Genomic DNA, 22,515 nt, shown 5'->3' with positions numbered 1-22,515 from the left:
TGAATATGAAAACGAAATTTTTTGCGACAAGTGGTATTATCGCAGCTGTCTACATTGCGGTATCACTTCTTCTTGCACCACTCTCATTTGGAGCGATTCAATTACGCTTTAGTGAGATTTTAAATCAATTAATTGTGTTTAATAAAAAATATTTTTATGCCATCGTGATTGGTGTGTTTATTACTAACCTCTTTTCACCGAATGGACCGATTGATTTATTATTCGGCGTAGGGCAGACTGCTTTATCATTAGGTATTACAATCCTATCCGCAAAATTCATCAAATCAATTGTGGCACGTATGATTTTTAATACGGTTGTCTTCTCATTCATGATGTGGCTCATCGCATGGGAATTAAACATCATTTTCGATTTACCATTCGGCTATACTTGGTTAACAGTCGCAATTGGTGAAGCTATCGTTATGCTGATCGCGATTCCAATCATGTTACTTATAAACAAACGCGTTTATTTTAAAAAGTTAATGGATGCGTAAATGAAAAAATACCACAGTGTCTATAAGACAGCGTGGTATTTTTTCATGCTTAAATATATTCGTTAATTTCGTCACGTAATTTTGCTTTTAGGAATTTACCTACCGATGTTTTTGGAATTTCATCTAAGAATAAAACATCATCTGGAAGCCACCATTTCGCAAAATCTTGTTCTAAATAAGCCAACAACTGGGCTTTTAAAACTGCTTCATCTGCTGGTTTTTCATGCGTTACAACACAAGCAAGTGGTCGTTCTTGCCATTTCGGATGAGGGACTGCTATCACTGCTGCTTCAAATACGGCATCATGTGTCATGAGCGCATTCTCTAAATCAACAGAAGAAATCCATTCTCCACCACTCTTAATTAAATCTTTTGTACGATCCGTAATTTTAATATAGCCTTGTGGTGTACGAACTGCGATATCACCTGTGTACAACCAGCCATCTCGAAAGGCATCTGCTGTACGCTCATCTTCGTAATATTCATCTGCCACCCATGGACCACGTATCATAAGTTCACCCATTGTTTTACCGTCCCACGGAACTTCACCATTTTCATTAATAATACGCGTTTCGATTAGAGAGACCGTCATGCCCTGTGTACTACGCGCTTCTAATTTATCTTCGTAATCCCAGTCGTCCATTTCAGAACTATAATTCGAAACGGATACAATCGGACTCGTCTCGGTCATACCATAACCGACTAAGAAATTCACACCATACTTTTGTTCAAACGCCTTAATCAATCCTTTTGGCGATGATGAACCACCGCTTACAAGACGTGTTAGCGACGCAATATCTCTTGGCACTTCTGATTTTTCTAACTCTTGCATCATGCCAAGCCAAATAGTCGGAACACCTGCCGATAATGTAACGCGCTCTGATTCGATTAAATCAAGCAAAATCTTCGGTGTAAAATGTGGTCCCGGTAACACCTGTGTCGCACCAAAGTTCACACCTGCGAACGGTAAGCCCCATGCATTTACGTGGAACATTGGAACAACAGGCATAACGACATCTCTCTCTTGTAATCCAAATGTTTCCACAAGACCAAGCGATAGCGCATGTAAAACAAGACTACGATGCGTATACACGACACCTTTTGGGAATCCCGTTGTCGCACTCGTATAGCACATACCTGCTGGCATCTTTTCGTCTAAATCTTCTGGAAATTCAAAGTCTATACGCGCTTCTTTTAATAAATCTTCATACACAAAAATATTTGGAATCGTAGACTGTGACACATCAACATCATCCCCCATGACGATGACAGCACGAACTGTTTTCAACTCTGTATAGATTTCTTCAATAATCGGTAATAAATCGTCATCCACCAATAGAATCTCGTCTTTTGCATGATTGATAATATAGATGAGATGCTCTGGCGCTAAACGAATATTCACCATATGAAGCACTGCACCTGAACAAGGAACTGCAAAATATGCTTCTAAATGACGATGATGATTCCAAGCGAATGAACCGATTTTCATTCCTCTCTGTAAACCAAAATCTTCGAGTACAGCAGCTAACTTTTTTGTACGAACTGCAAAATCAGCGTACGTTAATCGGTGTATCATTGTATCCGATGTGCGCGAAATAATCGGTTTGTGCTTAAAATACGTTTCTGCCCTTTTGAAAAAACTCGTCAATACTAAAGGTGTATCCATCATACGAATCATTCTCCCCTTCGTCGAATTCCATTTTTTGTATTACTACATGTCATTGTACAAAAAAGGGAAAGAAAAATCTAACAAAAAATAGCTTTTTAAGAGAAAATAATTGATTATTATAGAAAATATTATATTTTAACCTTTTAAAGAATTGAATTGTATTTTTATGAATGGTAATTCAGTTTTAACAACTTTAAAAACGAGGTATGGATTTCACTCCACCCTCGTTTTTATTTTTATTCATTTAATCCTGTAATATACCAACCATTATCAAATCGTTCTACCGTATAAACATTTGTATATACAGCATCTTTCGAAGAACCATCTTCTTTATAAATTGTGTAATCTTCATCAACACTTACATGATACTTACTGTCATTTATTTTCTCATGATTCACAATTGTTGTATTATTTTCATTTACACCATTACCTTTATCGAAGCTATTTTCAATATATTGTTTTTGGCTTTTATAAAAACTAGAACTTGGTGAAATATAGCTTGATAAACTACTTGTATCACCAGAATTCATTGCATAACTAAATTCTGATAGATAACTTCTAACCGTTTGATCCATCTCATTTGTAATCTCTTCTTCTTCAATTGCTAATTCGTGTTCTTGCTCACGTTTTTCTTGCGCTGTTTGTTCTTGTTGATATTTTTTCATAGCTGCTTTAGCAGATGCTTCTGCTACACGTTCAAATTTTTGTCCATCTTCTGATGATGAATAATGAATTGTTAATTCATCGTCTTCTAATGTGAAATCTGCCGCTAAATCTTCACCACTTGTCTTACCAACTGCTACAAAGTTCATAAATGAAGCACTATCTTTTTCGATTTTCAAACGAATTGGCTTTTCGCTATACATCGTTGAAAAATCACCATTTTCTTTAATGACAACATAATTTGGTTCTTTACTATCTGTTGCCTTCCAATAGCCTGCGATATCTTTAAAAGAAAGTGTATTACGATAGATTTCTTTATTCAAATAACTAACTGTTGAATAATGATTAAGTTCATCTGAGACTAATTTCACATCGTCAACATTACCCAAATTCATATAATATAATTTATTCTCATCCGTTGCATACGCAACTGTACCATTCATATTCGCCATACTCTGTACATCTGATTCAATTTTTTGATGGTCTACCATTAAATCATGGTCTTTAGTTAAATAAGCAACTTCACCTGTTTTTGAAATATACGATTCTTCTACATTTGAAGCAATTTTTTGCTGTTTTTCATCTTTTAGTACATACAATGTTTCGTCTTCATCTTGCATATATACTTCACCATTGTGTACAGAGAAATTCGAAATATCTGTTGCTAACTTTTTCGATGTGTCACGATCCTTAGCTGTTGTGAATAAATCACCATCACCTGTTAAATAAATTGTCTCGTGGTCTACCACTTGATAATCAATTACATCATCTGCAATTTTTGATGTACGATTTTGATCCTTCATATCGCTTACTTTAAGACTATTATCTTCATTTTCATTTGAAACAAAATAAATATCATTTGCATCCTTTTCAACCATATACAGCCCGACACTGTCACCAGTTATTTTTACGCCCTCTTTATCTTCATTTTCTTTGTAAAATAACATGTTATCTTCATTTGTATAAAATAGTTCTTCTCCATTAAATTTAAAAGCATTCACTTGTTCTGCTATAGTTTTTTCTTCACGTGTTTCTAAATTATAAACAAGAAGGTCCTGATCTTTACTTACATAATAAATTTGTTTGTCTTTTAGTGTATACTGCGACACACCGTTCCCAATTTTTTCAGTAACTACTTCTTTTTGACCTAAATCGATACTATATAGATTCTCGTCTTGATCACGGTAAAAAATAATATCACTATTATTTAGCTGTTCAAATGTCACAACATTTTTTGCTAATTTTTCTTTTGACGTTCCTGAAGCAACCTTATATAAGTCATAATCATCAGATAGGTATAAAACATAGTCTTTTTCTACGTTATAGTGGAAGTTCTGTTCTAATACGTCACTTGCAATTTTTTCATCTTCTTTTTGTCCTATTTTATGTATATATAAATCTCCGCTACCTAAACTATCCTCATTCATATGTTGTTGTTTGTACATCATAAATGTTTGTTCCGCTGTTTCAGATACTTGTGTTTTTTGATTTGTACTTTCTTTACCACAACCAGCTAACAATAAAGCAAATGTGCCACTTGCAATGAAAAATTTCCATTTGTTTTTCATATTTCTCCTCCAAATTTTAGCCATTAAGTTTTATTTTAAGCAATATGTACTAACGAAACAACCTTATGAGCAATATTTATAAAGAAAAATAGTAATTTTTTATAATAAATAAAATAAAAAGAGACTGCTTGAGTAGCAATCTCTTTCTCTATTTACGAAGCTTCATTTTGCAATTTTTTCGTTAGTTTTTCCAGCATGTCTTGTGTCATACGGTCTAAATCGTATTTTGCTTGGAAACCCCATTCTTCTTTTGCAGCTGAACAATCGAGTGAATCTGGCCAGCTATCTGCAATCGCTTGACGTGCAGGATCTACATCATAGTCCATTTCAAATGAAGGAATGTACTTTTTAATCGATGCCGCAATCTCGCTCGGTTCAAAACTCATCGCTGTAATATTGAATGCATTACGATGTACTAATTTGTCTGCATCTGCTTCCATCAATTGAACAATGGCATCAAGCGCATCTGGCATATACATCATATCCATGTATGTTCCTTCTGCAATATATGATGTGTACTTGCCTTCTGTAACTGCTTTATAGTAAATATCCACTGCGTAATCGGTCGTACCACCACCAGGAGGCGTCACATTTGAAATTAATCCTGGGAAACGAACACCACGTGTATCAACACCAAACTTTGTATAGTAATAGTCACATAGTAATTCCCCAGCTACTTTATTTACGCCATACATCGTTGTTGGACGTTGTAATGTATCTTGTGGTGTATTTTCTTTTTGTGTTGTTGGACCAAATGCACCAATTGAACTTGGAGTAAAGAATTGAAGATCTAATTTACGTGCTACTTCAAGTGCATTCATTAGCCCACCCATATTTAAGTTCCATGCAAATACGGGGTTGTTTTCAGCTGTTGCTGATAATAAAGCTGCCATGTGCATCAATGTGTCTGCTTGGAAATCAGTTGCTAATTGTAACATCTTTTCCGCATCCATCACATCTAATATTTCAAAAGGACCTGTCGATTGTGCAGGTTTACGAATATCTGTCGCTAAAATATTATCACGTCCGTATTCTTTTCGTAATTTCTCCACTAACTCTGAGCCGATTTGACCGCACGCGCCTGTAATCATTATTTTCTTCATCTTTTTTCCTCCTCGTTGCGTTTACATTTGTGTTTTTCCAAAGGACATCTTTCCCGAGCATACATTTGAATTTTCAGAAAGGACATTTAACACGTTCCCAAAACCCTTTAAAATCAATATTTCTTAGTAAAATCATTATAAGCGTTCTATTTCTAAAATTCAACAAATTGTTTTTTTCAAGAGAACAGTTTGCATTCTACATGAAGGGGTATTTTATAGTTACTACATTAAAGGAGGAAAAAGCGATGCAACGTTTACACCTTATTTTTATTTTTTTAGGCGCTTTCTTACTGTGTAGTTTTTTAAATGATTTCGGATTACATCCATTTGTTCTCGTCTTGATTATGATGTTTTATCTTTTTTTATTTACAATGCTACCGCAAATATATACTATTTTCGGTACGCGAAATATACAAAAAATCGATCGTTTTTTATCACAAAAACAAACTTCTTCTCTCTACTCACATTTTTATATCGCTATTCACGATGGTGCTCCTCAACAGAAAAAAATCCTCGAACAATTATTACAAAACCCTGTGTATGAACAAGAATATCCTTATTTCAAATCACTGTTATTACTGTTAGAAAAACGCTATGATGCAGCTTTTTTTGAAGCAGAGAAAATTCAAAAAGCAGAAATTCGTTATTATACTTTGGCACAAATTGAAATCGAACGTGGGAATCACGCGAAAGCGAGTGATTATATCCATCGCCTTCAAAGTAAATGGCGCAGAGATACACTTCTCGCATTGCAAGCATTCTCTAAACAACAACTCGATGAATTTACACGTCGCTCTTCCAATGCACTGAAAAGAACGCGCGGTATTGAATACTATATGCTCTATCATCTCTTTGAAAAATTAAAGCCAAGCAAAACATTTAATTTACCATTTTGTTTGAGTGTATAAAAAAGGAATCTCGCTGAAATTTCAGCGAGATTCCTTTTTATGGTATTTTATAATAGGAGGTGTCAAAATATGAAAAAAATATTTTTCATCCTAATTCTTTTATGTGTTAGCTTAACTGCCTATGTGGTCGTAGCCAAAACACCGAAAGAACAATCCTTACAACACGATATTCTAAATAACATTCAACTCTCTAAAGTAAAAGCAAATACACTCATTTCACCTGAAGATCAAATTTATCAAATTACTTCAAATGATTCTTCCGCGCTACTTTCTTTAGTAGAATCAATGTCTGTAAAAAAAGCAAAAATCAAAGACCCTAAAAACTACACAAGTATTTCATTCTCAGGTGTTGGTGGCTCTTTTCAACTTTTCATTTATGAAAATAGCTACATAACAATCCCAACACAAGATACTGATACAGTTTATGAGATTATCGAGCCAAAACTAGCGAAAAGACTACTCGATGTAACGAACAAAATACAAGAAAATAAACAAAATCGAATCTCTAAGTAGCGCGTTATGACCATATGCGATTCAATTGTTGGCTATAAAATCGAATCGCTTTTTCATAACTTTTTATTTCTTCATCATTCGTTGTCTCTACTAAACTTGTTAATAAGCGATTCATTGCTTCTTCATGGCGTTCTAAATTATATAAAGTCATCGCATGGAATACATGAATTGCTTGATTTCGTGGAAATAACTGTAATCCTTTTAAAAAAGTATGATGTGATTTTTCATATTCCCCGAGTGTACGATACGTACTACCTAGACCGATGTAAGCACCTTGTAAATCTTCCTCGGGTAATCCAAGTGCAATCGCTTTTTCATAAAAAGGAACTGCTGCTATTTCTTGTCCCAGAACATCAAAACTCCATGCACACTGGTATTGAATGATTGCATCTGCTGGGTATTCATCAGCTAGTTTTTGCAAAATCTGATTTGACTCCTCTTTCTGTCCTAACTTCCTTAATTCAATCGCCTTTAAAAGCTTTACTTCTTTCATGTTCATATCTCCCTCTTTCAAAAGAAAAAGCTAGGACGTATCAGCCCTAGCTTCATTTTTTATTTCAATACATCTTGATACAATTCTGGTCTGCGATCATCATAGACTGGAATACGTGTGCGCACTTCATCAACTTTTGAAAAATCAACGTCGACAATCGCTAATTCCTCATCTTCTCCACCAGTCCATAAAATTTCACCCCATGGTTCGATTACCATCGACTGTCCGTTAAAGTTATCTTTATTGCGACTAATGCGATTGACTGCTACTACAAAACATTGATTTTCAATTGCACGTGCTTGTAATAATGTTTTCCAATGATCAATTCGTGCAGTTGGCCACTGCGCTGAAACGAATAATACTTTTGCGCCGTTTAATGCGTGTAGACGTAACCATTCTGGGAAACGAATATCGTAGCAAATCACACCTGCCGCATCTAAATCACCCAGTTTGAAATTATTTTGTGTGTTACCAGAAGATAGATGCAAGTGTTCATCCATCAAGCGGAATAAGTGTGCTTTATCGTATTCGCCTACTAGCTCACCCTCATTATTGTAGACGAGCATCGTATTATAGAATTTGTCGCCCTTTTTCGTTGCGACTGAACCGCCCACAATATGAACATGCAATTCTTTTGCTAATTGTGATAAAAAGGCTTTTGTTCTTTCTCCGTCAACATCCGCAAGACCTTCAAGTTTTTCAAGTGCATAACTCGTATTCCACATCTCTGGTAGAATGACAATTTCCGCCCCTTTATTTGCAGCTTCTCGAATTAATTCTTCCACACGAGAAAAATTTTTTTCAACATCGCCAAAAGCAACTTGTAGCTGAATACAACCTAATTTCATCTCTCCACCACCTAGACTTTTTTTCTGAAAAGTATTATGATTCACGATAAAACTTCTACTATTCAGAATATTTCTTTCTCTATCATAACAAAAAAGCCAAAGGAGGCAACCAAATGCCTTATTCTGATTTACTCAAACAATTACCTGAACAATTTTTCGCGAAACTCGCAAAACGTGTAGCCGAAAAAGTTGCAGAAGGTCACGATATTATTAATTTAGGTCAGGGAAATCCAGACCGCCCGACACCTCCTCATATCGTCAAGGCGATGCAAGAGGCAACAGCCGATGTCGCGAATCATAAATATTCACCGTTTCGTGGAATTGATGAATTAAAAGAGGCGATTGTGACATTTTATAAACGTGAATATGATGTAACACTCGATGCTGAAACAGAAGTCGCTGTGCTATTCGGTGCGAAAGCTGGTCTAGTAGAACTGCCGATGACACTCTTAAATGCTGGCGATACCATGTTACTTCCTGATCCTGGCTATCCCGACTATTTATCAGGTGTCGCACTTAGTCATGTAAACTTTGAAACGATGCCACTTCTTGCTGAAAATCAGTTTTTACCTGATTATGCGGAAATTGCACCTGATATTTTAGAACGTGCAAAATTGATGTATTTGAATTACCCGAATAATCCTACAGGTGCTACAGCGACACCTGCATTTTTTGAAGAAACGGTACAGCTTGCAAAACAACATGACTTCGTTGTTATGCATGACTTCGCTTATGGAGCGCTTGGTTTTGATGATGTAAAACCATCTAGCTTTTTACAAACAGAGGGTGCAAAAGAGATCGGTGTTGAATTTTATACCTTATCGAAAACGTATAATATGGCAGGATGGCGTGTTGGCTTTGCTGTCGGGAATAAAGAAGTGATTGCAGGACTTAATTTGCTACAAGATCATCTTTATTGCAGCATTTTCCCAGCGATTCAAGTTGCCGCAGCACATGCATTAACAGGTCCACAAGATTGTGTAGAAGAACAATTGGCTGTATATGAAGCTCGTCGTGAAGCACTGATTCAAGCATGTTCAAAGGTTGGATGGTCTGTCACTGCACCTGCAGGTAGTTTTTTTGCTTGGTTAAAAGTGCCTGAAGGTTATACGAGTGAAGCTTTTGCAGATCTTCTCTTAGAGAAAGCTTCTGTTGCAGTTGCAGCAGGTAACGGATTCGGTCTACATGGCGAGGGTTACGTTCGCGTTGGTTTACTCGTATCGCCTGAACGATTAGTTGAAGCTGTAGAACGTATTGCACATCTACCTGAATTTTCGACTGTTTTCCGCTCGAAAGTGCATTAATTTTGTTTTCTCAAGAAAATAATGTTTGACTTTACTGAAAATTAGCTATAGATTGAATATATCAAATAGTTATATAAAAATATAAAATCTCTTATCAAGAGTAGCTGAGGGACTGGCCCTATGAAGCTCGGCAACCTTCCAATACATCGGTATTGTGAAAGGTGCTAATTCCAGCAAGATGACACAATCTTGATAGATAAGAGAGGTAAAACCAACACTTTCACCTCTCTTTTTGTTAAGAGAGGTTTTTTTATATGCTACATACAAAAAGGAGCGTTTTATTTATGAAAAAAGCAACAGGAATCGTATTATCACTTGTATTATCAGCATCAGTTTTAGCAGCATGTGGGAAGAAGACAGAAGATAGCCAAGCAGCAGCCGAAGATAACAAATTAGTATTAGGTGTAACGGGCGGACCACACGAAGAAATCGCAAAAAAAGCAGCCGAAGTAGCGAAAAAAGATGGTTTAGATGTTGAGATTAAAGCATTCTCTGATTATGTATTACCGAATACTTCTCTTGTAGAAGGCGACTTGGATGCAAACAGTTTCCAAACACTAACTTTCTTAGCGAACTTCAACAAAGAGAAAAATGAAAACCTTGTATCAGTTGGTACAACAATTTTAACGCCAATGGGTTTATATTCGAAAAAAGTGAAGAAATTAGAAGATTTAAAAGCGGGTTCAACAATCGCAATTCCAAATGATGCGGCGAATGGTGATCGTGCCTTACAAGTACTAGCAAGTAAAAAAGTTATTTCTCTAAAAGATACGGGCGATAAATTGGCAACACCGAAAGATATTGCAGAAAACAAAAATAAATTTAAATTTGTAGAACTAGAAGCTTCACAATTACCACGTCAATTAGACGAAGTAGATGCAGCAATGATTAATACGAACTTCGTTTTAGAAGCAGGCATTGATCCAAAAACAGCGCTACTACGTGAAAATACAGATTCACCACATATTAACGCAATTGTTGTAGAAGAATCACATAAAAATGACGCAGATGTGAAAAAATTCGTTAAAGCTTATCACTCAGAGACAGTGAAAAAATTCATTGAAGATGAATTTGACGGTGCAGTAATCCCTGTATTCGATAAGTAAACGGTTAGATTGAAAAGGAGGAGTCATCTATGATTGAGCTGAAAAATATTGAGAAAAATTTCGTTTCAAATAAAAAAGTCGTAACTGCTGTAAGAGATGTCAATCTTACAGTACCTGCTGGAGAAATTCATGGTGTTATTGGCTATAGTGGTGCTGGTAAAAGTACATTAATTCGTTGTGTGAATCTACTTGAACAACCATCAAAAGGACAAGTTCTAATCGATGGGAAAGATTTAACGAAGTTATCGGCATCTGGTTTGCGTAAAGTACGCAGTAAAGTCGGTATGATTTTCCAACACTTTAACTTATTAAAAACAGTCACAGTGTATGAAAATATCGCGATTCCATTAAAGCTAGCGGGTGTACCGAAAAAAGAATTAGATGCACGTGTACAAAAATACCTACAAATTGTTGGTTTAGAAGACCGCGCAACGAACTATCCTGCTCAACTTTCTGGCGGGCAGAAACAACGTGTCGCGATTGCACGCGCCCTATCACTTGAACCGACTATTTTATTAAGCGATGAAGCGACTTCAGCACTTGACCCAGAAACGACGGATTCAATTTTAGATTTACTCCTAAAAATCAATCGTGAACTTGGCATTACGATTTTATTAATTACACATGAAATGAACGTTATTCAAAAAATTTGCGACCATGTTTATGTGATGGAGAATGGTTCAGTTGTAGAACAAGGCTCGACAATTGAATTGTTCACAAACCCCCAACATGCGACAACGCGTAAATTTTTAAATACGATTTCACAACGTCAATTAAGTGATTCACTTATTGATTCCCTTCATGTAACAGGTGATGTGACGCGTCTTACATTCGTTGGTGCGAGCACAGGACAACCTGCACTTGCTGAAATTAGTAAACGTTTTGCAGTCACACCAAACATTTTAGCTGCAAATATTATCGAACTTAAAAATGGCATTGTCGGTAACATTACCGTTCATTTAGAAGGCGATGATGCAGCACGAGAACAGGCATTACAATATCTTGAGCAATCAGGAATTCAAGTGGAACAGTTAGGAGGTCTTGTCTATGCGTGAATTTATTGATCAATGGGGCGATATTTTATGGGAAGGTGCGATTCAAACCTTCCAAATGACAAGTATCTCACTTATTATTGCCATCTTAATTGGTATCCCACTCGGTGTAGCAGTCGTGTTAACACGTCCTGGACAACTTCTAGCAAATCGTTTTTTCTATCAAGTTTTAAATATTATCATTAATATTGTACGTTCAATTCCATTTATCATTTTATTATTCTTCATCATTCCATTTACAAAATTCATTGTTGGTACAACGATTGGTGTAGAAGGAATTATCGTACCACTTGTTCTTTATACAGCTCCTTATATCGCACGTCTAATGGAAACAGCTTTATTAGAAGTGGATCATGGTGTCATTGAAGCTTATAAAGCTATGGGTATGAAACGTGGACAAATTATTTGGCACGTATTATTACGTGAAGCACGTCCGTCGATTATTTTAGGTTTAACACTTGCGACAGTGAGCTTAATTGGCGCAACAGCTATGGCTGGTCTTGTTGGTGGCGGCGGTTTGGGCGACATCGCTTATCGCTACGGTTTCCAACAATATGAAACACCATTAATGTATGTTGTCGTTATCTTGTTAATCTTACTCGTTCAAGTATTACAAACTATCGGGAATAAATGGTCAGCCCATTTAAAAAGAGATTAGCGCTTCATTTTTACAAAGGGTTCAAAGCCGAAATCAATTGATTTCGGCTTTTTGTATGTTTTGAGATGAAGATTGAAAATGAGGTTTGGGACATTCGGGTGTCGATTTGGGTCACTCGTTGCTCGATTCGGGGCATTCGCTGCTCGATTCGGGACATTCGAGGGCGAAAATGGGGCACTCGCTGCTCGATTCGGGACATTCACCCGTCCAACCAGGACATTCGAGGGCGAAAATGGGGCACTCGCTCCCACTCGCCCACTCAAACAAAAAAGGCTTCGAAAAATCCGAAGCCTTCATGAATCAATTTATTATTTAATAATGTCTAGCTCTTTTCCTACTTTTTCGTAGATTGCGAGTGCATCATCTAACATTTCTTTTGTATGTGCGGCAGTTGGCATATTACGTACGCGACCTGTACCTTTAGGAACGGTTGGGAAGACGATTGATTTTGCATAGACGCCTTCTTCAATTAAGCGTTTTGAGAATTGTTGTGTTAATGTTTCATCCCCAATAATACATGGTGTAATTGGTGTTTCAGAATGACCGATGTTGAAGCCTAACTTTTGTAATCCTGCTTTTAAGTAGTCTCCATTTTCCCACAGACGATCATGTAACTCGGTTGAATCCATAATCATTTGTACTGCTTCCGTAATAGCTGCTACATCTGCTGGTGGTAGCGCTGTTGAGAATAGGAATGGACGTGAGCGCACTTTTAACCAGTCAATGACATTTTGTTTACCAGCTACATAACCACCGACAACACCGATTGCTTTTGATAATGTACCGATTTGGAAGTCGATTTCATTTTGAAGTCCAAAATGTTTTACCGTTCCCTTCCCTTTACCTGTAACGCCTGAACCATGCGCGTCATCTACATACGTAATTAAATCAAATTCTTTTGCGATTTCCACAATTTCAGGTAGTTTTGCAATATCACCATCCATTGAAAATACGCCGTCTGTAATGACCATAATTTTATTATATAAGCCTGATTCTTTTGCGGCTTTTGCTTTTTCACGTAAATCATTCATATCTGAATGGTTGTAAGCGATAATTTTTGCTTTCGATAAGCGACAACCGTCGATAATTGATGCATGATTCAGTTGATCTGAAAGAATCGCATCATTTTTATCCATAACAGCTGAAATCGCCGCCATATTACAGTTAAAGCCAGATTGATATGAAATAGCAGCTTCCGTCCCTTTGAACTCAGCTAATTTCTCTTCTAACTTCACATGCAAATCCAGTGTACCGTTAATTGTACGCACAGCCCCTGCGCCAACACCGTATTTGTCGATTGCTTTTTTGGCTACTTCTTTTAATGTATCGTTCGTTGCTAAACCTAAATAGTTATTTGATGATAAATTAATCAGTTGTTGTCCTCTGATTGTAATGATTGGACCATTAGGACCTTCTACTGAGTCGATTTCATTATATAAACCTTGTGTACGAAGTTGTTGTAAATTCTCATCTACAAATGCATTTAAAACTTTAGACAATTGAATCATCCCCTCTATTGATGTTACTGTCATTGTACCATAAGTCGTTTCATATTGTGCATTGGAAAAGAACGCAAACCGTTGATTTAAAAGGATTTAGAAGTATTCCAAACATACTGTACAACTCAAAAACACATTTGTTTGTATGCAATAAAAAAACAGAATGTGATTTACACATTCTGCTTCACTTCTTCTTCTACAACGACTACCACTTTTTCTTTTGTAAGATATTGATACAAGCGCTCTGTATATTTGAAAGAAATTTGAATAACAGGACCGAGTACAAATACCATGATGACTGTTCCAAGACCAATTGGACCGCCAATTAAATAACCTGTCACTGCCACTAAGAATTCCATCGCTGTTCTTGCGACAGTAATACTTAATTTCAGGCGTTCTACCGCAATGAGCATTAAGCTATCGCGAGGACCAGCGCCTAAGTTCGCAGTAATATAAATCGCATCTCCAATCCCTAAAATGATGACACCCGATACGAAGCAGATCAGTTGACCAACTGCTGTATGTACATCTGGAATAATCGCATTGAAAAAGTCGATGAATAATCCTGTTAATGCCATATTCATAATCGTACCAATCTTCGGTAACTCTTTTAATACGATTGCGCTTAGAATAATAATGAGTAAACCTAAAAGAATTGACCATGTACCAATTGTTAAGCCGAGACTTTGATATAATCCGACATGTAAAACATCCCATGAACCGACACCATAACTCTGTCCTTTAATCGTTAGCGCGACACCACAAGCTAAAATCGCAAGTCCACCGATAAAAAACATCCAGCGTAATGTGTAATGATTTTTCATTATTGCCTCCGTCTATCAGCACAACGCAAAAAAGAACCCGTCTGTTCAGGTTCTTTTTTTCATATGCTTGAATTTAAAATGATTGCATATTTCCGAGTTCAGACAAAATTCATTGTAACAAACAATTTAAGTTATTAACAAGTGATTGTTCCAAACTTTGCTTGTACGACTTGTGCTAATAATTGTGGTTGAATGCAAATTTGCATACCGCGTTTTCCTGCACTTACGAAGATTTCCGATTGTACTGTTGCGGCTTCATCAATCACTGTTGGATATAGCTTTTTCATGCCGATTGGTGAACAACCACCACGAATATATCCTGTATGTGCTAGTAGTTCTTTGACAGGTAAAAGGTCGATTTTCTTCTCGCCTACGAATTTCGCTGCTGCTTTTAAATCGAGTTCTTCTGCTACAGGAATCACAAACACATAGAGCTGTTTTTTTGCTGTTGTCGCAACTAACGTTTTAAAGACTTTTTCAACAGGCTCGCCAATTTCTTGTGCTGCTGTAACGCCATCTAAATGTTCTTCATGTACATCATACTCTTTTAATGTATACGGAATTTTTTGTTGATCCAACAAACGAACTGCATTCGTCTTTTGAACTTTCTTCGCCATTTCGCCACTTCCTTATGCGGTACAATAAATCATCGGCTCTAATACTTTGAAGCCACCGCGTGCCATCGACATTTGGAACTGATACGTCGCAAGTGCTTTTTCGGTTAAACGCTCTTTCGTCATCTGTTTTGCATCTTTTAATTGAACAGGTAACGGTTTTGGTAATCCTGTTTCAGGAAGAAGGTGAACCGTAACATCACCTTGCAACATCATCTCTGTTGGTGATTGTGTCGTACCTTGATTTTCTTCTATTGTCGCACGTTGTTGAAGATGCTGTAAAGATTCCTGTAAATTCGAATGATCTTCTTTTTCCTTTTTACCTGTCAATAAATTCACCAACTCTTCCAAACTCGGGTTTGCCGTTGGTGTGAAATATTTAGCTTGTTTTTTATACGCATCATCTGCATTTTTCAATGTCACTAATTTTTTGCGTGCTTCAAAATCTGTAAAACGATTATTTAATAAGGATGCTAGTCTCATATTCCTTCCTCCTCTCCACATGATATTGTTATATTTAGTGTATCATGTATCCAATTCAGTCAAAACCAACTAAATACACATCTTAAAATTCGGATTTCGGCACTTCTTTGTGACTAAAAAACCTATCACATAAACGCTGAAATAACTAGAATCACTATTCAAAATACTACTTTTTTGACACACTTTCCCTCGAACTATTTACCCTTTATTTCGGTAAATATCTACCTATATTTAGAAAATAGCTCTTATAATCAGAATATTCATACGAAAGAATCAAAAGATGTAAAAGAGTATATTTCTTATAAAGGTCTTTCGATATGGGTGTTTTTCAAAAAAAGATGATGAAAGTAAGACAAAAAGAATAGACTAGAACAAAATCATACTTGTTCTAGTCTAATGGTTCATATCATTTCACTTTATTCTTCTTTATTCCCAAATAACTTTGCAAGAGCGTCTGCCATCGCTGTGTTTTCAGGTTCTTCTTTTTGTTGTGTTTTCATATATTTTTGAACGTCACGTTTTGAAACTTTTTGATTACCTGATTGTTTTTTACGCTTTTCAAAAGCTGAGAGTTTTTCACGATGTCCACATTTACATGCGAAAATACGTCCTTCTCCTTCGCCGCGTAATTCTAATTTTTTATGACATACAGGGCAGCGCGCATTTGTAATTGTAGATACTTTTTTCTTGTTGCCGCATGTACGATCTGAACATACGAGCATTTTGCCGCGTTTACCGTTTACTTCAAGCATTGGCTTGCCACATTCGCTACATACTTTCCCAGAAATATTATCATGTTTGAATTTCTGGTCACTTTTCTTAATATCTGAAATTGATTTTTGTGTAAACTCAATCATTTGACGCATGAAGTCAGCTTTTTTCGCCTGTCCTTTTGCAATCTTTGTCAATTGTGTCTCCCATTCAGCTGTTAGAGCTGGCGACTTTAAATCGGCTGGTGCTAAATCTAATAATTGGCGACCTTTTGACGTGGTATATAAATCATTACCTTTTTTCTCAATTACAAATGACTTGAATAGCTTTTCAATAATATCTGCGCGTGTCGCAACTGTACCGATACCGCCTGTTTCTTTTAATGTTTTAACTAATTCTTTCGACTCGTCACCCATAAATTGTGATGGATTTTCCATTGCCGCAAGTAATGTTCCTTCATTAAAACGAGTTGGTGGTTTTGTTTGACCTTCTGTTAAGGCAATGCCACGTAGATTGACTTGTTCACCTTTTTTAAATACAGGCAGTGTACGCTCATTCGACTGCTCGTCTTCTTGTAAGTAAACAGCTTTCCAACCTTCATCGCGTACTGTATTTCCCTTTGCAGTGAATGTTTCATTCCCTACTTTTAATGTGACAACCGTTTGGTCATACTCATATGCACCGTAAAATACAGCTAAAAATCGTTTAACGATTAAATCATACAATTTATATTCTTTATCCGATAATGCACGTAAATTTACGACTTCTTCTGTTGGGATAATCGCATGGTGATCCGACACAAGCGCATCATTGACAACACCTTTTTGAGCTTGCGGTGTTCCCTTACTTAAAATTTTATTAGCAGCTGCACGATAATCACCAACAGCCGATGCTTTAATACGGTCTGTGAATGTACTCTTCATATCCGATGTTAAATGTTTTGAATCCGTACGTGGGTACGTCACAATTTTATGGCGTTCATATAGATTTTGCAGCGTAGAAAGTGTTTCTTTCGCTGACCAACCATAGCGTTTATGCGCCTCTTTTTGTAGTTCTGTTAAATCGAATAGATGTGGTGCTGGCGTACGTTTTGGTGTTGTTTTCACGTCTATAACTTCACCTGTTTTCGCCGAATCGAGTGATTTTAATAACTGTTCCATCTTCTCTTTTTGGAACGATTGTGTTTGATTCGTTCCTTTTTCATGCCATGTGAAGGTCACTGTATTCGTTAAAGCTTGCAAACCATAATACGTCTTCGGTTTGAAGTTTTTAATTTGTTGTTCACGATTCGCAATCATCGCAAGCGTCGGTGTTTGTACACGACCTGTCGATAACTGCGCATTATATTTAACTGTTAATGCACGCGTCGCATTGATCCCGACAACCCAATCCGCTTCTGCACGTGCAACTGCTGCTTCATATAAATGATCATATTTACGACCGTCTTTTAAATTATTGAATCCCTCACGAATCGCTTGGTCTGTTACAGAAGAAATCCATAAACGTTTGATTGGTTTACGAGACTTCGCTTTCGCTAAAATCCAACGTGCTACAAGTTCTCCCTCACGCCCAGCATCTGTCGCGATAATGACTTCATTCACATCTTGACGATTCAATAATGTTTTGACCGCATTGAATTGTTTCGTCGTTTGACGAATTGGTACTAACTTGAATGGGTCTGGGATAATCGGTAAATCTTCCATCTTCCATTCTTTATATTTCACATCATATTGTTCTGGATCTGCATGTGTGACTAAATGACCTAACGCCCACGTCACGATATATTTGTCGCCTTCCAAAGATCCGTTACCTTTTTTCGTACATTTTAGAACGCGCGCAATATCGCGTGCAACGGATGGTTTTTCAGCAATAACTAATGATTTTGACATAATTCCGCTCCTCTCAATCTCCTTCTATTATAAGGGATAGATGAACAGACATACAAATACGCTATTGTGACAACTCCATCATCATCGCCTGCTTCTCTTTTGCAAAAGCATAATCTCCCTCATGAACAATCGCGCGCTGTTTTTCAATCCATACAATACGATCAAATAACTTTTGTAAGAAATAACGGTCATGGCTAATCGCAATAATCGTTCCTTCAAACTGTTCTAAGTTTTCTTCTAACACTTCACGTGATTCTATGTCTAAATGGTTCGTCGGTTCATCTAAAATAAGTAGATTAATTTCTTGCTGCATGAGCTGCGCTAATTTTAATCGCATACGCTCGCCACCACTCATATTTTTAAACTTTTTAAAGACATCTGCACCGTAAAATAAGAACTGTGCTAGAATATGGCGTGCTTCAGGCTCTGTCATCATCAACTCTGAACGAAAGACATCAATTAAACGGGCTTCTGGGTCTGCTTCAATTAAATGTTGTGCTAAATAACCGATTTTCACAGAACTCCCTAACTCCACAATGCCTTCATCTGGCTGTTCCTCACCTAATAACATCTTCAATAATGTTGACTTACCCGCTCCATTTTCGCCAATAATCGCAAGCGTATCTTGCCAATACACATCAAATGTTACTTCTTTGAATAATAAACGGTCATAGCCCTTTGCCACATCATAAAATTGCGCGACTTCTTTTCCGCTGCGCTCTGAAGCTGTTAGTTGTAACTTCATTTTCTTTTGAACACGTGGTTTTTTTACTTTCTCCATGCGCTCTAACATACGCTCCATGACTTTTGCTTTTCGGTATAAATCAGGGTTCGGTGGACTTGCCTCATTCGCCCATTGACGTAATCGACGAATCGCATCTCGAATCTTTTTAATTTTCTTTTGTTGTTCTTGATATTGTGAGAACTCGCGTGCATATTTATCTTCTTTTGCTTGTAAGAAAGCATCGTAATTTCCATGCGATACCCAAGCTTGTCCGTCCTCAATTTCAATAACTTTCGTTACGACATGATTCATAAACTGACGATCATGTGATACAACAATGACCGTTCCTTTAAACTGCTGTAAATATTTTTCGAGCCACTCAATTGCGTGTAAATCAAGGTGGTTCGTTGGTTCATCTAGCAGTAAAATATCAGGCTCTTGTAAGAGAATTTTGCACAGTGTGACCTTCGTTTTTTCGCCACCACTCAGTTGTTCAAAATTTTCTTCTACAAGATGGGCAATGCCTAGACCTGTTGATACATACGAAATTTTCGAATCTAAAATATAGCCATCATTCGCTTCGAATTGTTCTTGTAGCGTGCCATATTTTTTTAACAGTGACTCCAAATCATCGCTTGTCGCCATCTGTTGTTCCAGCTGCTTCATGTTCTTTTGAATGTGATTCAGCTTGTCGAATGCTTCATACATCACATCATATACAGTCATATCAGGATAATTCGGAATCTGATGAAGAAAACCAACGCGGCTCCCCTTTGCCTTAATGATTCTTCCCGTATCTACTGCTTCTTCTTCCGCCATAATTTTTAGTAATGTCGTCTTACCACAACCATTATTTCCAACAATTGCGACATGTTCTCCTGCGTGAATATCGACTGTTAACTCTTGAAATAGTGGATGCCCACCAAAATTTTTCGTGATTTTTTCTGCTTTAATATACATTGTTGTTTCCTCCATTTAAGTAGCTGAGAAAACAAAAAGGACTACTCATTAACGAGCAGTCCCCTACAAATTCTTCTGTGAAGGAATGGTTAATCAGCTACGGTTCATATTTTCGATTGACTTAAAAATAGACAGACCTGTCCCGTTAGCTTGTAAATCGAAAGTAATGACACGTGTTAAATACGTTGCTGTATCAAGTTGTACACCTGTCACCGTTACTGATTTTTTCATTTCCTTCACCTCCGTTCAAATTAGTTAATGACTATTATAGCAAATTATCAGTTTTTTCGCAAAAAATATTGATATTTATTTTAATTGGTAATAATTTATATTAATGTTTATGTTTACAAAAACATTCATGTGTAATAAAATTATTTCATATGAAACATATTAATAGCGGAGATGAATTACTTTTATTTTTGGAAGCTTTATCAAATCCTCATAGAATGCGAATTATTAGTATTCTGTCTGTTGAAAAGCAATATGTTAGTCAATTAGCAAGAGAACTTAGTATCAGTAGACCATTACTTTATTTACACTTACAAAAACTAGAGGAGGCGAAAATTGTTACAAGTAGTATGGAGTTATTAGAAAGCGGAAAAGCTGCGAAATATTATAAACTTAATCAGTTTGATGTATCACTAAATGAACAGTTAATATCGAGATTAGTTCCTACTTTGACGCATAAAAATAAATAATGATATGGGGTATATAAATGACGAATATTTTATTTCAAGGTTTACTTTTTCAACTCACATTACAATTAATTCCTATAATTATAATTTCACTGATTGCTTGGTTTATGATCTCAAAAATACTTAAAAAAAGTGAAAAACAGCATTTGGAAAGATTAGTATTTGAGAAAGAGAATGCTAAACAGCTATATGAATTAAATACAAGGTTAAGTGCAGTAGAAAAAATGCTGAAAGAAGTAGAATAATGATTTAAAACAGACTAAGATTAGTAGAAAAAATCATGATCTTGGTCTGGACTACTAATCTTAGTCTGTTTTTTATTTTTGTTTCAGTCTTTAAATTTATTTTTTATATTTTACTTTTGTATATCTATCTCGATAAGTTACTTTATTTTTATAAAAGCTTGAGGATAAGTTTGGTTGTGTAACTTTATAACGCTTTACTGTAATGTCAGCATATCCAGCAACCTTACTAAATTTTTTTTTATTTGCAGGAATGGTTGTGTTAATTCCTGAAGATATGCTATAGGAAATATTTACTTTGCTATCCCATTTTGTAGTGAATCCAGTTGAAAATGTTTCAGATTTTAATAGCGTATAAGAAGATGCTTTTGTCCACGTTTTTGTATATTTGGAGTAGCCTAAAAAAACTTTATCTTTTTTTTGAGTAGATACCAATTTTTCACCTGGTGCAAATGCTTTAGCAGTTAAAAATCTGTTATTAAAATTTAAGTCTCTTTGCATATCTTGTAAATTATCATATACAGTAATTGATCCATCGCTATTATATACTTGAAAGTTATTATAATCTATTTTGGGATGAGTAGAAATAAGCAAAGAATCGTTATTTTTAGCCTTTACATCTGTAGTTGAAAACGTTGTTAATAATATAGTACTTGCAAAAATCATAGATGTTAGTTTGAATTTGTTATTCAATATAATCACTCCTTATTTTATTAGTTATAATATAACATTTTTGTTTATAAAAGTAAATTAAAGGCCTATAAATTATAATTTATATAAAAAGAAAGACCTTAATATAGATTTTAAAAAATCGAGAAAATTCATATACCAAAATAAATAAAAGCAAACGATGTTGGATTTTTAAATAAACTCCAAAGTCGTTTGCTTTTTTGTGTTTAATCTAATGGTTGTTTCGGTAAGTTTGCGCTTAACTCGCAATATTTTACGAAGACGCGTGCTAATTCTTGTAAGCGTTCATGCACATTTTCGTCGATAATGTTATTTTGGTCGTCAAAGTGGCTTGTATGTGTATACACATAGTTTGGTGTCACTAATGCACGGAAATAATCTAAAATTGGTTTGAATTGATTTTCTACTACTAAATGATGTTGATGTGTTCCACCGTTTGCAACAATTGATACGGGTTTATAGCGTAATGCTTTCGGATTTAAAAAGTCGAGCGCATTTTTTAAGACGCCTGGAATCGAACCTTGGAAAATAGGTGTTGCAAAAATATAGCCATCTGCAGATTCTAATTTGCGAACTAACTCTTGCATGCCTGTATTATATTGATTGAATGGACGACCATCTACAATTTGATGTTCATAATCTGAAAAACGTACAAGCTCTAAATCAAGCGTACCATCGAACTGCTCAATGTATCCTTGAATTTCTTCTAAAATCGCACCTGTTTTTCGACCTAAAACTGTTCCATCTACTAATAAAATCTTCATCTCACGTGACCTCCATTTATCTACTTCTACAAACTCATTGT

General features: G+C 36.0%; 23 protein-coding genes and 1 riboswitch. Of the genes, 9 read left to right on the top strand and 14 right to left on the bottom strand.

The features are described 5' to 3' along the window. Nucleotides 1–5 precede the first annotated feature (5 nt). Entirely contained in the window at nucleotides 6–494 is a 489-nt protein-coding gene (locus ACKVQX_RS11035) for a QueT transporter family protein (protein ID WP_409136321.1), read from the top strand. A gap of 49 nt (nucleotides 495–543) precedes the next feature. Here ACKVQX_RS11035 and ACKVQX_RS11030 read toward each other — a convergent pair whose 3' ends face one another. The 3 genes from ACKVQX_RS11030 to ACKVQX_RS11020 all read right to left on the bottom strand — a co-directional run bounded on the left by ACKVQX_RS11030 (nucleotide 544) and on the right by ACKVQX_RS11020 (nucleotide 5,497). Further along, nucleotides 544–2,163 carry a long-chain fatty acid--CoA ligase gene (locus ACKVQX_RS11030; protein WP_285216400.1) on the bottom strand — a complete coding sequence of 540 codons (1,620 nt, stop codon included), beginning with the start codon at nucleotides 2,161–2,163 and terminating at the stop codon, nucleotides 544–546. A 236-nt stretch (nucleotides 2,164–2,399) separates the two neighbouring features. Then, complete coding sequence (locus ACKVQX_RS11025) at nucleotides 2,400–4,394, bottom strand: TcaA NTF2-like domain-containing protein (RefSeq protein ID WP_409136320.1); 1,995 nt, start codon at nucleotides 4,392–4,394, stop codon at nucleotides 2,400–2,402. 152 nt (nucleotides 4,395–4,546) lie between these two features. Continuing rightward, on the bottom strand, nucleotides 4,547–5,497 hold the full coding sequence (locus ACKVQX_RS11020; protein ID WP_087680867.1) for an L-threonine 3-dehydrogenase: 951 nt from the start codon (nucleotides 5,495–5,497) through the stop codon (nucleotides 4,547–4,549). Nucleotides 5,498–5,742: 245 nt separating this feature from the next. Between ACKVQX_RS11020 and ACKVQX_RS11015 the strand changes: the two genes are divergently transcribed. Continuing rightward, nucleotides 5,743–6,405: a hypothetical protein gene (locus ACKVQX_RS11015; protein ID WP_368634277.1), complete on the top strand. Its 663-nt coding sequence runs from the start codon at nucleotides 5,743–5,745 to the stop codon at nucleotides 6,403–6,405. Nucleotides 6,406–6,474: 69 nt separating this feature from the next. Beyond that, the gene (locus ACKVQX_RS11010; protein ID WP_409136319.1) at nucleotides 6,475–6,918 is read left to right on the top strand and encodes a hypothetical protein; all 444 of its coding nucleotides are present in this window, start codon (nucleotides 6,475–6,477) and stop codon (nucleotides 6,916–6,918) included. 4 nt (nucleotides 6,919–6,922) lie between these two features. Here the strand turns inward: ACKVQX_RS11010 and ACKVQX_RS11005 are convergent, their stop codons facing one another. Both ACKVQX_RS11005 and ACKVQX_RS11000 read right to left on the bottom strand, forming a co-directional pair. Further along, complete coding sequence (locus tag ACKVQX_RS11005) at nucleotides 6,923–7,411, bottom strand: tetratricopeptide repeat protein (protein ID WP_087680989.1); 489 nt, start codon at nucleotides 7,409–7,411, stop codon at nucleotides 6,923–6,925. Between the two features lie 59 nt (nucleotides 7,412–7,470). Further along, complete coding sequence (locus tag ACKVQX_RS11000; RefSeq protein ID WP_285215780.1) at nucleotides 7,471–8,259, bottom strand: carbon-nitrogen family hydrolase; 789 nt, start codon at nucleotides 8,257–8,259, stop codon at nucleotides 7,471–7,473. A 113-nt stretch (nucleotides 8,260–8,372) separates the two neighbouring features. Between ACKVQX_RS11000 and ACKVQX_RS10995 the strand changes: the two genes are divergently transcribed. The 4 genes from ACKVQX_RS10995 (at nucleotide 8,373) to ACKVQX_RS10980 (ending at nucleotide 12,379) form a co-directional block, all read left to right on the top strand. Continuing rightward, a complete protein-coding gene (locus ACKVQX_RS10995) occupies nucleotides 8,373–9,563 on the top strand; it encodes a pyridoxal phosphate-dependent aminotransferase (protein WP_409136318.1) in 1,191 nt (396 codons plus the stop codon). A gap of 88 nt (nucleotides 9,564–9,651) precedes the next feature. Continuing rightward, nucleotides 9,652–9,766, top strand: a riboswitch (SAM riboswitch). A gap of 81 nt (nucleotides 9,767–9,847) precedes the next feature. Further along, nucleotides 9,848–10,669, top strand: coding sequence for a MetQ/NlpA family ABC transporter substrate-binding protein (locus ACKVQX_RS10990; protein WP_068456119.1), 822 nt, complete (start codon nucleotides 9,848–9,850; stop codon nucleotides 10,667–10,669). Nucleotides 10,670–10,698: 29 nt separating this feature from the next. Beyond that, nucleotides 10,699–11,724, top strand: a complete 1,026-nt coding sequence (locus tag ACKVQX_RS10985; protein WP_285215779.1) for a methionine ABC transporter ATP-binding protein — start codon at nucleotides 10,699–10,701, stop codon at nucleotides 11,722–11,724. Next, entirely contained in the window at nucleotides 11,711–12,379 is a 669-nt protein-coding gene (locus tag ACKVQX_RS10980; RefSeq protein ID WP_197409922.1) for a methionine ABC transporter permease, read from the top strand. The genes ACKVQX_RS10985 and ACKVQX_RS10980 overlap by 14 nt, the downstream gene beginning before the upstream one ends. A 308-nt stretch (nucleotides 12,380–12,687) precedes the next feature. Here ACKVQX_RS10980 and ACKVQX_RS10975 read toward each other — a convergent pair whose 3' ends face one another. The 7 genes from ACKVQX_RS10975 to ACKVQX_RS10945 all read right to left on the bottom strand — a co-directional run bounded on the left by ACKVQX_RS10975 (nucleotide 12,688) and on the right by ACKVQX_RS10945 (nucleotide 20,314). Further along, nucleotides 12,688–13,887: a glycine C-acetyltransferase gene (locus ACKVQX_RS10975; RefSeq protein WP_336663807.1), complete on the bottom strand. Its 1,200-nt coding sequence runs from the start codon at nucleotides 13,885–13,887 to the stop codon at nucleotides 12,688–12,690. 161 nt (nucleotides 13,888–14,048) lie between these two features. Beyond that, nucleotides 14,049–14,702, bottom strand: coding sequence for a YitT family protein (locus ACKVQX_RS10970; protein ID WP_068456136.1), 654 nt, complete (start codon nucleotides 14,700–14,702; stop codon nucleotides 14,049–14,051). A gap of 134 nt (nucleotides 14,703–14,836) precedes the next feature. Then, the gene (gene ybaK / locus ACKVQX_RS10965) at nucleotides 14,837–15,319 is read right to left on the bottom strand and encodes a Cys-tRNA(Pro) deacylase (RefSeq protein WP_068456139.1); all 483 of its coding nucleotides are present in this window, start codon (nucleotides 15,317–15,319) and stop codon (nucleotides 14,837–14,839) included. A 12-nt stretch (nucleotides 15,320–15,331) separates the two neighbouring features. Next, a complete protein-coding gene (locus tag ACKVQX_RS10960) occupies nucleotides 15,332–15,799 on the bottom strand; it encodes a hypothetical protein (protein ID WP_409136317.1) in 468 nt (155 codons plus the stop codon). 416 nt (nucleotides 15,800–16,215) lie between these two features. After that, nucleotides 16,216–18,399, bottom strand: a complete 2,184-nt coding sequence (locus tag ACKVQX_RS10955; protein ID WP_409136316.1) for a DNA topoisomerase III — start codon at nucleotides 18,397–18,399, stop codon at nucleotides 16,216–16,218. Nucleotides 18,400–18,460: 61 nt separating this feature from the next. Beyond that, nucleotides 18,461–20,083: a ribosomal protection-like ABC-F family protein gene (gene abc-f, locus ACKVQX_RS10950; RefSeq protein WP_409136315.1), complete on the bottom strand. Its 1,623-nt coding sequence runs from the start codon at nucleotides 20,081–20,083 to the stop codon at nucleotides 18,461–18,463. Between the two features lie 93 nt (nucleotides 20,084–20,176). After that, nucleotides 20,177–20,314, bottom strand: a complete 138-nt coding sequence (locus ACKVQX_RS10945; protein WP_409136314.1) for an RAxF-45 family protein — start codon at nucleotides 20,312–20,314, stop codon at nucleotides 20,177–20,179. A gap of 149 nt (nucleotides 20,315–20,463) precedes the next feature. On the opposite strand from ACKVQX_RS10945, the gene ACKVQX_RS10940 reads away from it, so the two are divergent. Continuing rightward, the gene (locus tag ACKVQX_RS10940) at nucleotides 20,464–20,781 is read left to right on the top strand and encodes an ArsR/SmtB family transcription factor (protein ID WP_409136313.1); all 318 of its coding nucleotides are present in this window, start codon (nucleotides 20,464–20,466) and stop codon (nucleotides 20,779–20,781) included. A 17-nt stretch (nucleotides 20,782–20,798) separates the two neighbouring features. Next, nucleotides 20,799–21,023 (top strand): hypothetical protein, encoded by a 225-nt coding sequence (locus ACKVQX_RS10935; protein WP_409136312.1) that lies wholly within the window; start codon nucleotides 20,799–20,801, stop codon nucleotides 21,021–21,023. Nucleotides 21,024–21,119: 96 nt separating this feature from the next. On the opposite strand, the gene ACKVQX_RS10930 is transcribed toward ACKVQX_RS10935, so the two are convergent. Together ACKVQX_RS10930 and ACKVQX_RS10925 are read right to left on the bottom strand one after the other, a co-directional pair. After that, complete coding sequence (locus ACKVQX_RS10930; protein WP_409136311.1) at nucleotides 21,120–21,713, bottom strand: hypothetical protein; 594 nt, start codon at nucleotides 21,711–21,713, stop codon at nucleotides 21,120–21,122. A gap of 203 nt (nucleotides 21,714–21,916) precedes the next feature. Beyond that, nucleotides 21,917–22,474 carry an NADPH-dependent FMN reductase gene (locus tag ACKVQX_RS10925; protein ID WP_409136310.1) on the bottom strand — a complete coding sequence of 186 codons (558 nt, stop codon included), beginning with the start codon at nucleotides 22,472–22,474 and terminating at the stop codon, nucleotides 21,917–21,919. Nucleotides 22,475–22,515 lie beyond the last annotated feature (41 nt).

It is taken from the genome of Kurthia sp. ISK08 (assembly GCF_046159805.1).
In the GTDB taxonomy this organism is placed as follows: domain Bacteria; phylum Bacillota; class Bacilli; order Bacillales_A; family Planococcaceae; genus Kurthia; species Kurthia gibsonii.
This window is presented reverse-complemented; position numbering and strand designations above follow the sequence as displayed.

Excerpts from the sequence above, each read along its gene's own strand:
- abc-f (WP_409136315.1), bottom strand. The coding sequence starts at position 20,083 with ATGTATATTAAAGCAGAAAAAATCACGAAAAATTTTGGTGGGCATCCA.
- ACKVQX_RS11030 (WP_285216400.1), bottom strand. The coding sequence starts at position 2,163 with ATGATGGATACACCTTTAGTATTGACGAGTTTTTTCAAAAGGGCAGAA.
- ACKVQX_RS11015 (WP_368634277.1), top strand. The coding sequence starts at position 5,743 with ATGCAACGTTTACACCTTATTTTTATTTTTTTAGGCGCTTTCTTACTG.
- ACKVQX_RS10995 (WP_409136318.1), top strand. The coding sequence starts at position 8,373 with ATGCCTTATTCTGATTTACTCAAACAATTACCTGAACAATTTTTCGCG.
- ACKVQX_RS10955 (WP_409136316.1), bottom strand. The coding sequence starts at position 18,399 with ATGTCAAAATCATTAGTTATTGCTGAAAAACCATCCGTTGCACGCGAT.
- ACKVQX_RS10970 (WP_068456136.1), bottom strand. The coding sequence starts at position 14,702 with ATGAAAAATCATTACACATTACGCTGGATGTTTTTTATCGGTGGACTT.
- ACKVQX_RS10945 (WP_409136314.1), bottom strand. The coding sequence starts at position 20,314 with ATGAAAAAATCAGTAACGGTGACAGGTGTACAACTTGATACAGCAACG.
- ACKVQX_RS10935 (WP_409136312.1), top strand. The coding sequence starts at position 20,799 with ATGACGAATATTTTATTTCAAGGTTTACTTTTTCAACTCACATTACAA.
- ACKVQX_RS10985 (WP_285215779.1), top strand. The coding sequence starts at position 10,699 with ATGATTGAGCTGAAAAATATTGAGAAAAATTTCGTTTCAAATAAAAAA.
- ACKVQX_RS11035 (WP_409136321.1), top strand. The coding sequence starts at position 6 with ATGAAAACGAAATTTTTTGCGACAAGTGGTATTATCGCAGCTGTCTAC.
- ACKVQX_RS11000 (WP_285215780.1), bottom strand. The coding sequence starts at position 8,259 with ATGAAATTAGGTTGTATTCAGCTACAAGTTGCTTTTGGCGATGTTGAA.
- ACKVQX_RS11020 (WP_087680867.1), bottom strand. The coding sequence starts at position 5,497 with ATGAAGAAAATAATGATTACAGGCGCGTGCGGTCAAATCGGCTCAGAG.
- ACKVQX_RS10960 (WP_409136317.1), bottom strand. The coding sequence starts at position 15,799 with ATGAGACTAGCATCCTTATTAAATAATCGTTTTACAGATTTTGAAGCA.
- ybaK (WP_068456139.1), bottom strand. The coding sequence starts at position 15,319 with ATGGCGAAGAAAGTTCAAAAGACGAATGCAGTTCGTTTGTTGGATCAA.
- ACKVQX_RS11010 (WP_409136319.1), top strand. The coding sequence starts at position 6,475 with ATGAAAAAAATATTTTTCATCCTAATTCTTTTATGTGTTAGCTTAACT.
- ACKVQX_RS11005 (WP_087680989.1), bottom strand. The coding sequence starts at position 7,411 with ATGAAAGAAGTAAAGCTTTTAAAGGCGATTGAATTAAGGAAGTTAGGA.
- ACKVQX_RS10925 (WP_409136310.1), bottom strand. The coding sequence starts at position 22,474 with ATGAAGATTTTATTAGTAGATGGAACAGTTTTAGGTCGAAAAACAGGT.
- ACKVQX_RS10975 (WP_336663807.1), bottom strand. The coding sequence starts at position 13,887 with ATGATTCAATTGTCTAAAGTTTTAAATGCATTTGTAGATGAGAATTTA.
- ACKVQX_RS10940 (WP_409136313.1), top strand. The coding sequence starts at position 20,464 with ATGAAACATATTAATAGCGGAGATGAATTACTTTTATTTTTGGAAGCT.
- ACKVQX_RS11025 (WP_409136320.1), bottom strand. The coding sequence starts at position 4,394 with ATGAAAAACAAATGGAAATTTTTCATTGCAAGTGGCACATTTGCTTTA.
- ACKVQX_RS10990 (WP_068456119.1), top strand. The coding sequence starts at position 9,848 with ATGAAAAAAGCAACAGGAATCGTATTATCACTTGTATTATCAGCATCA.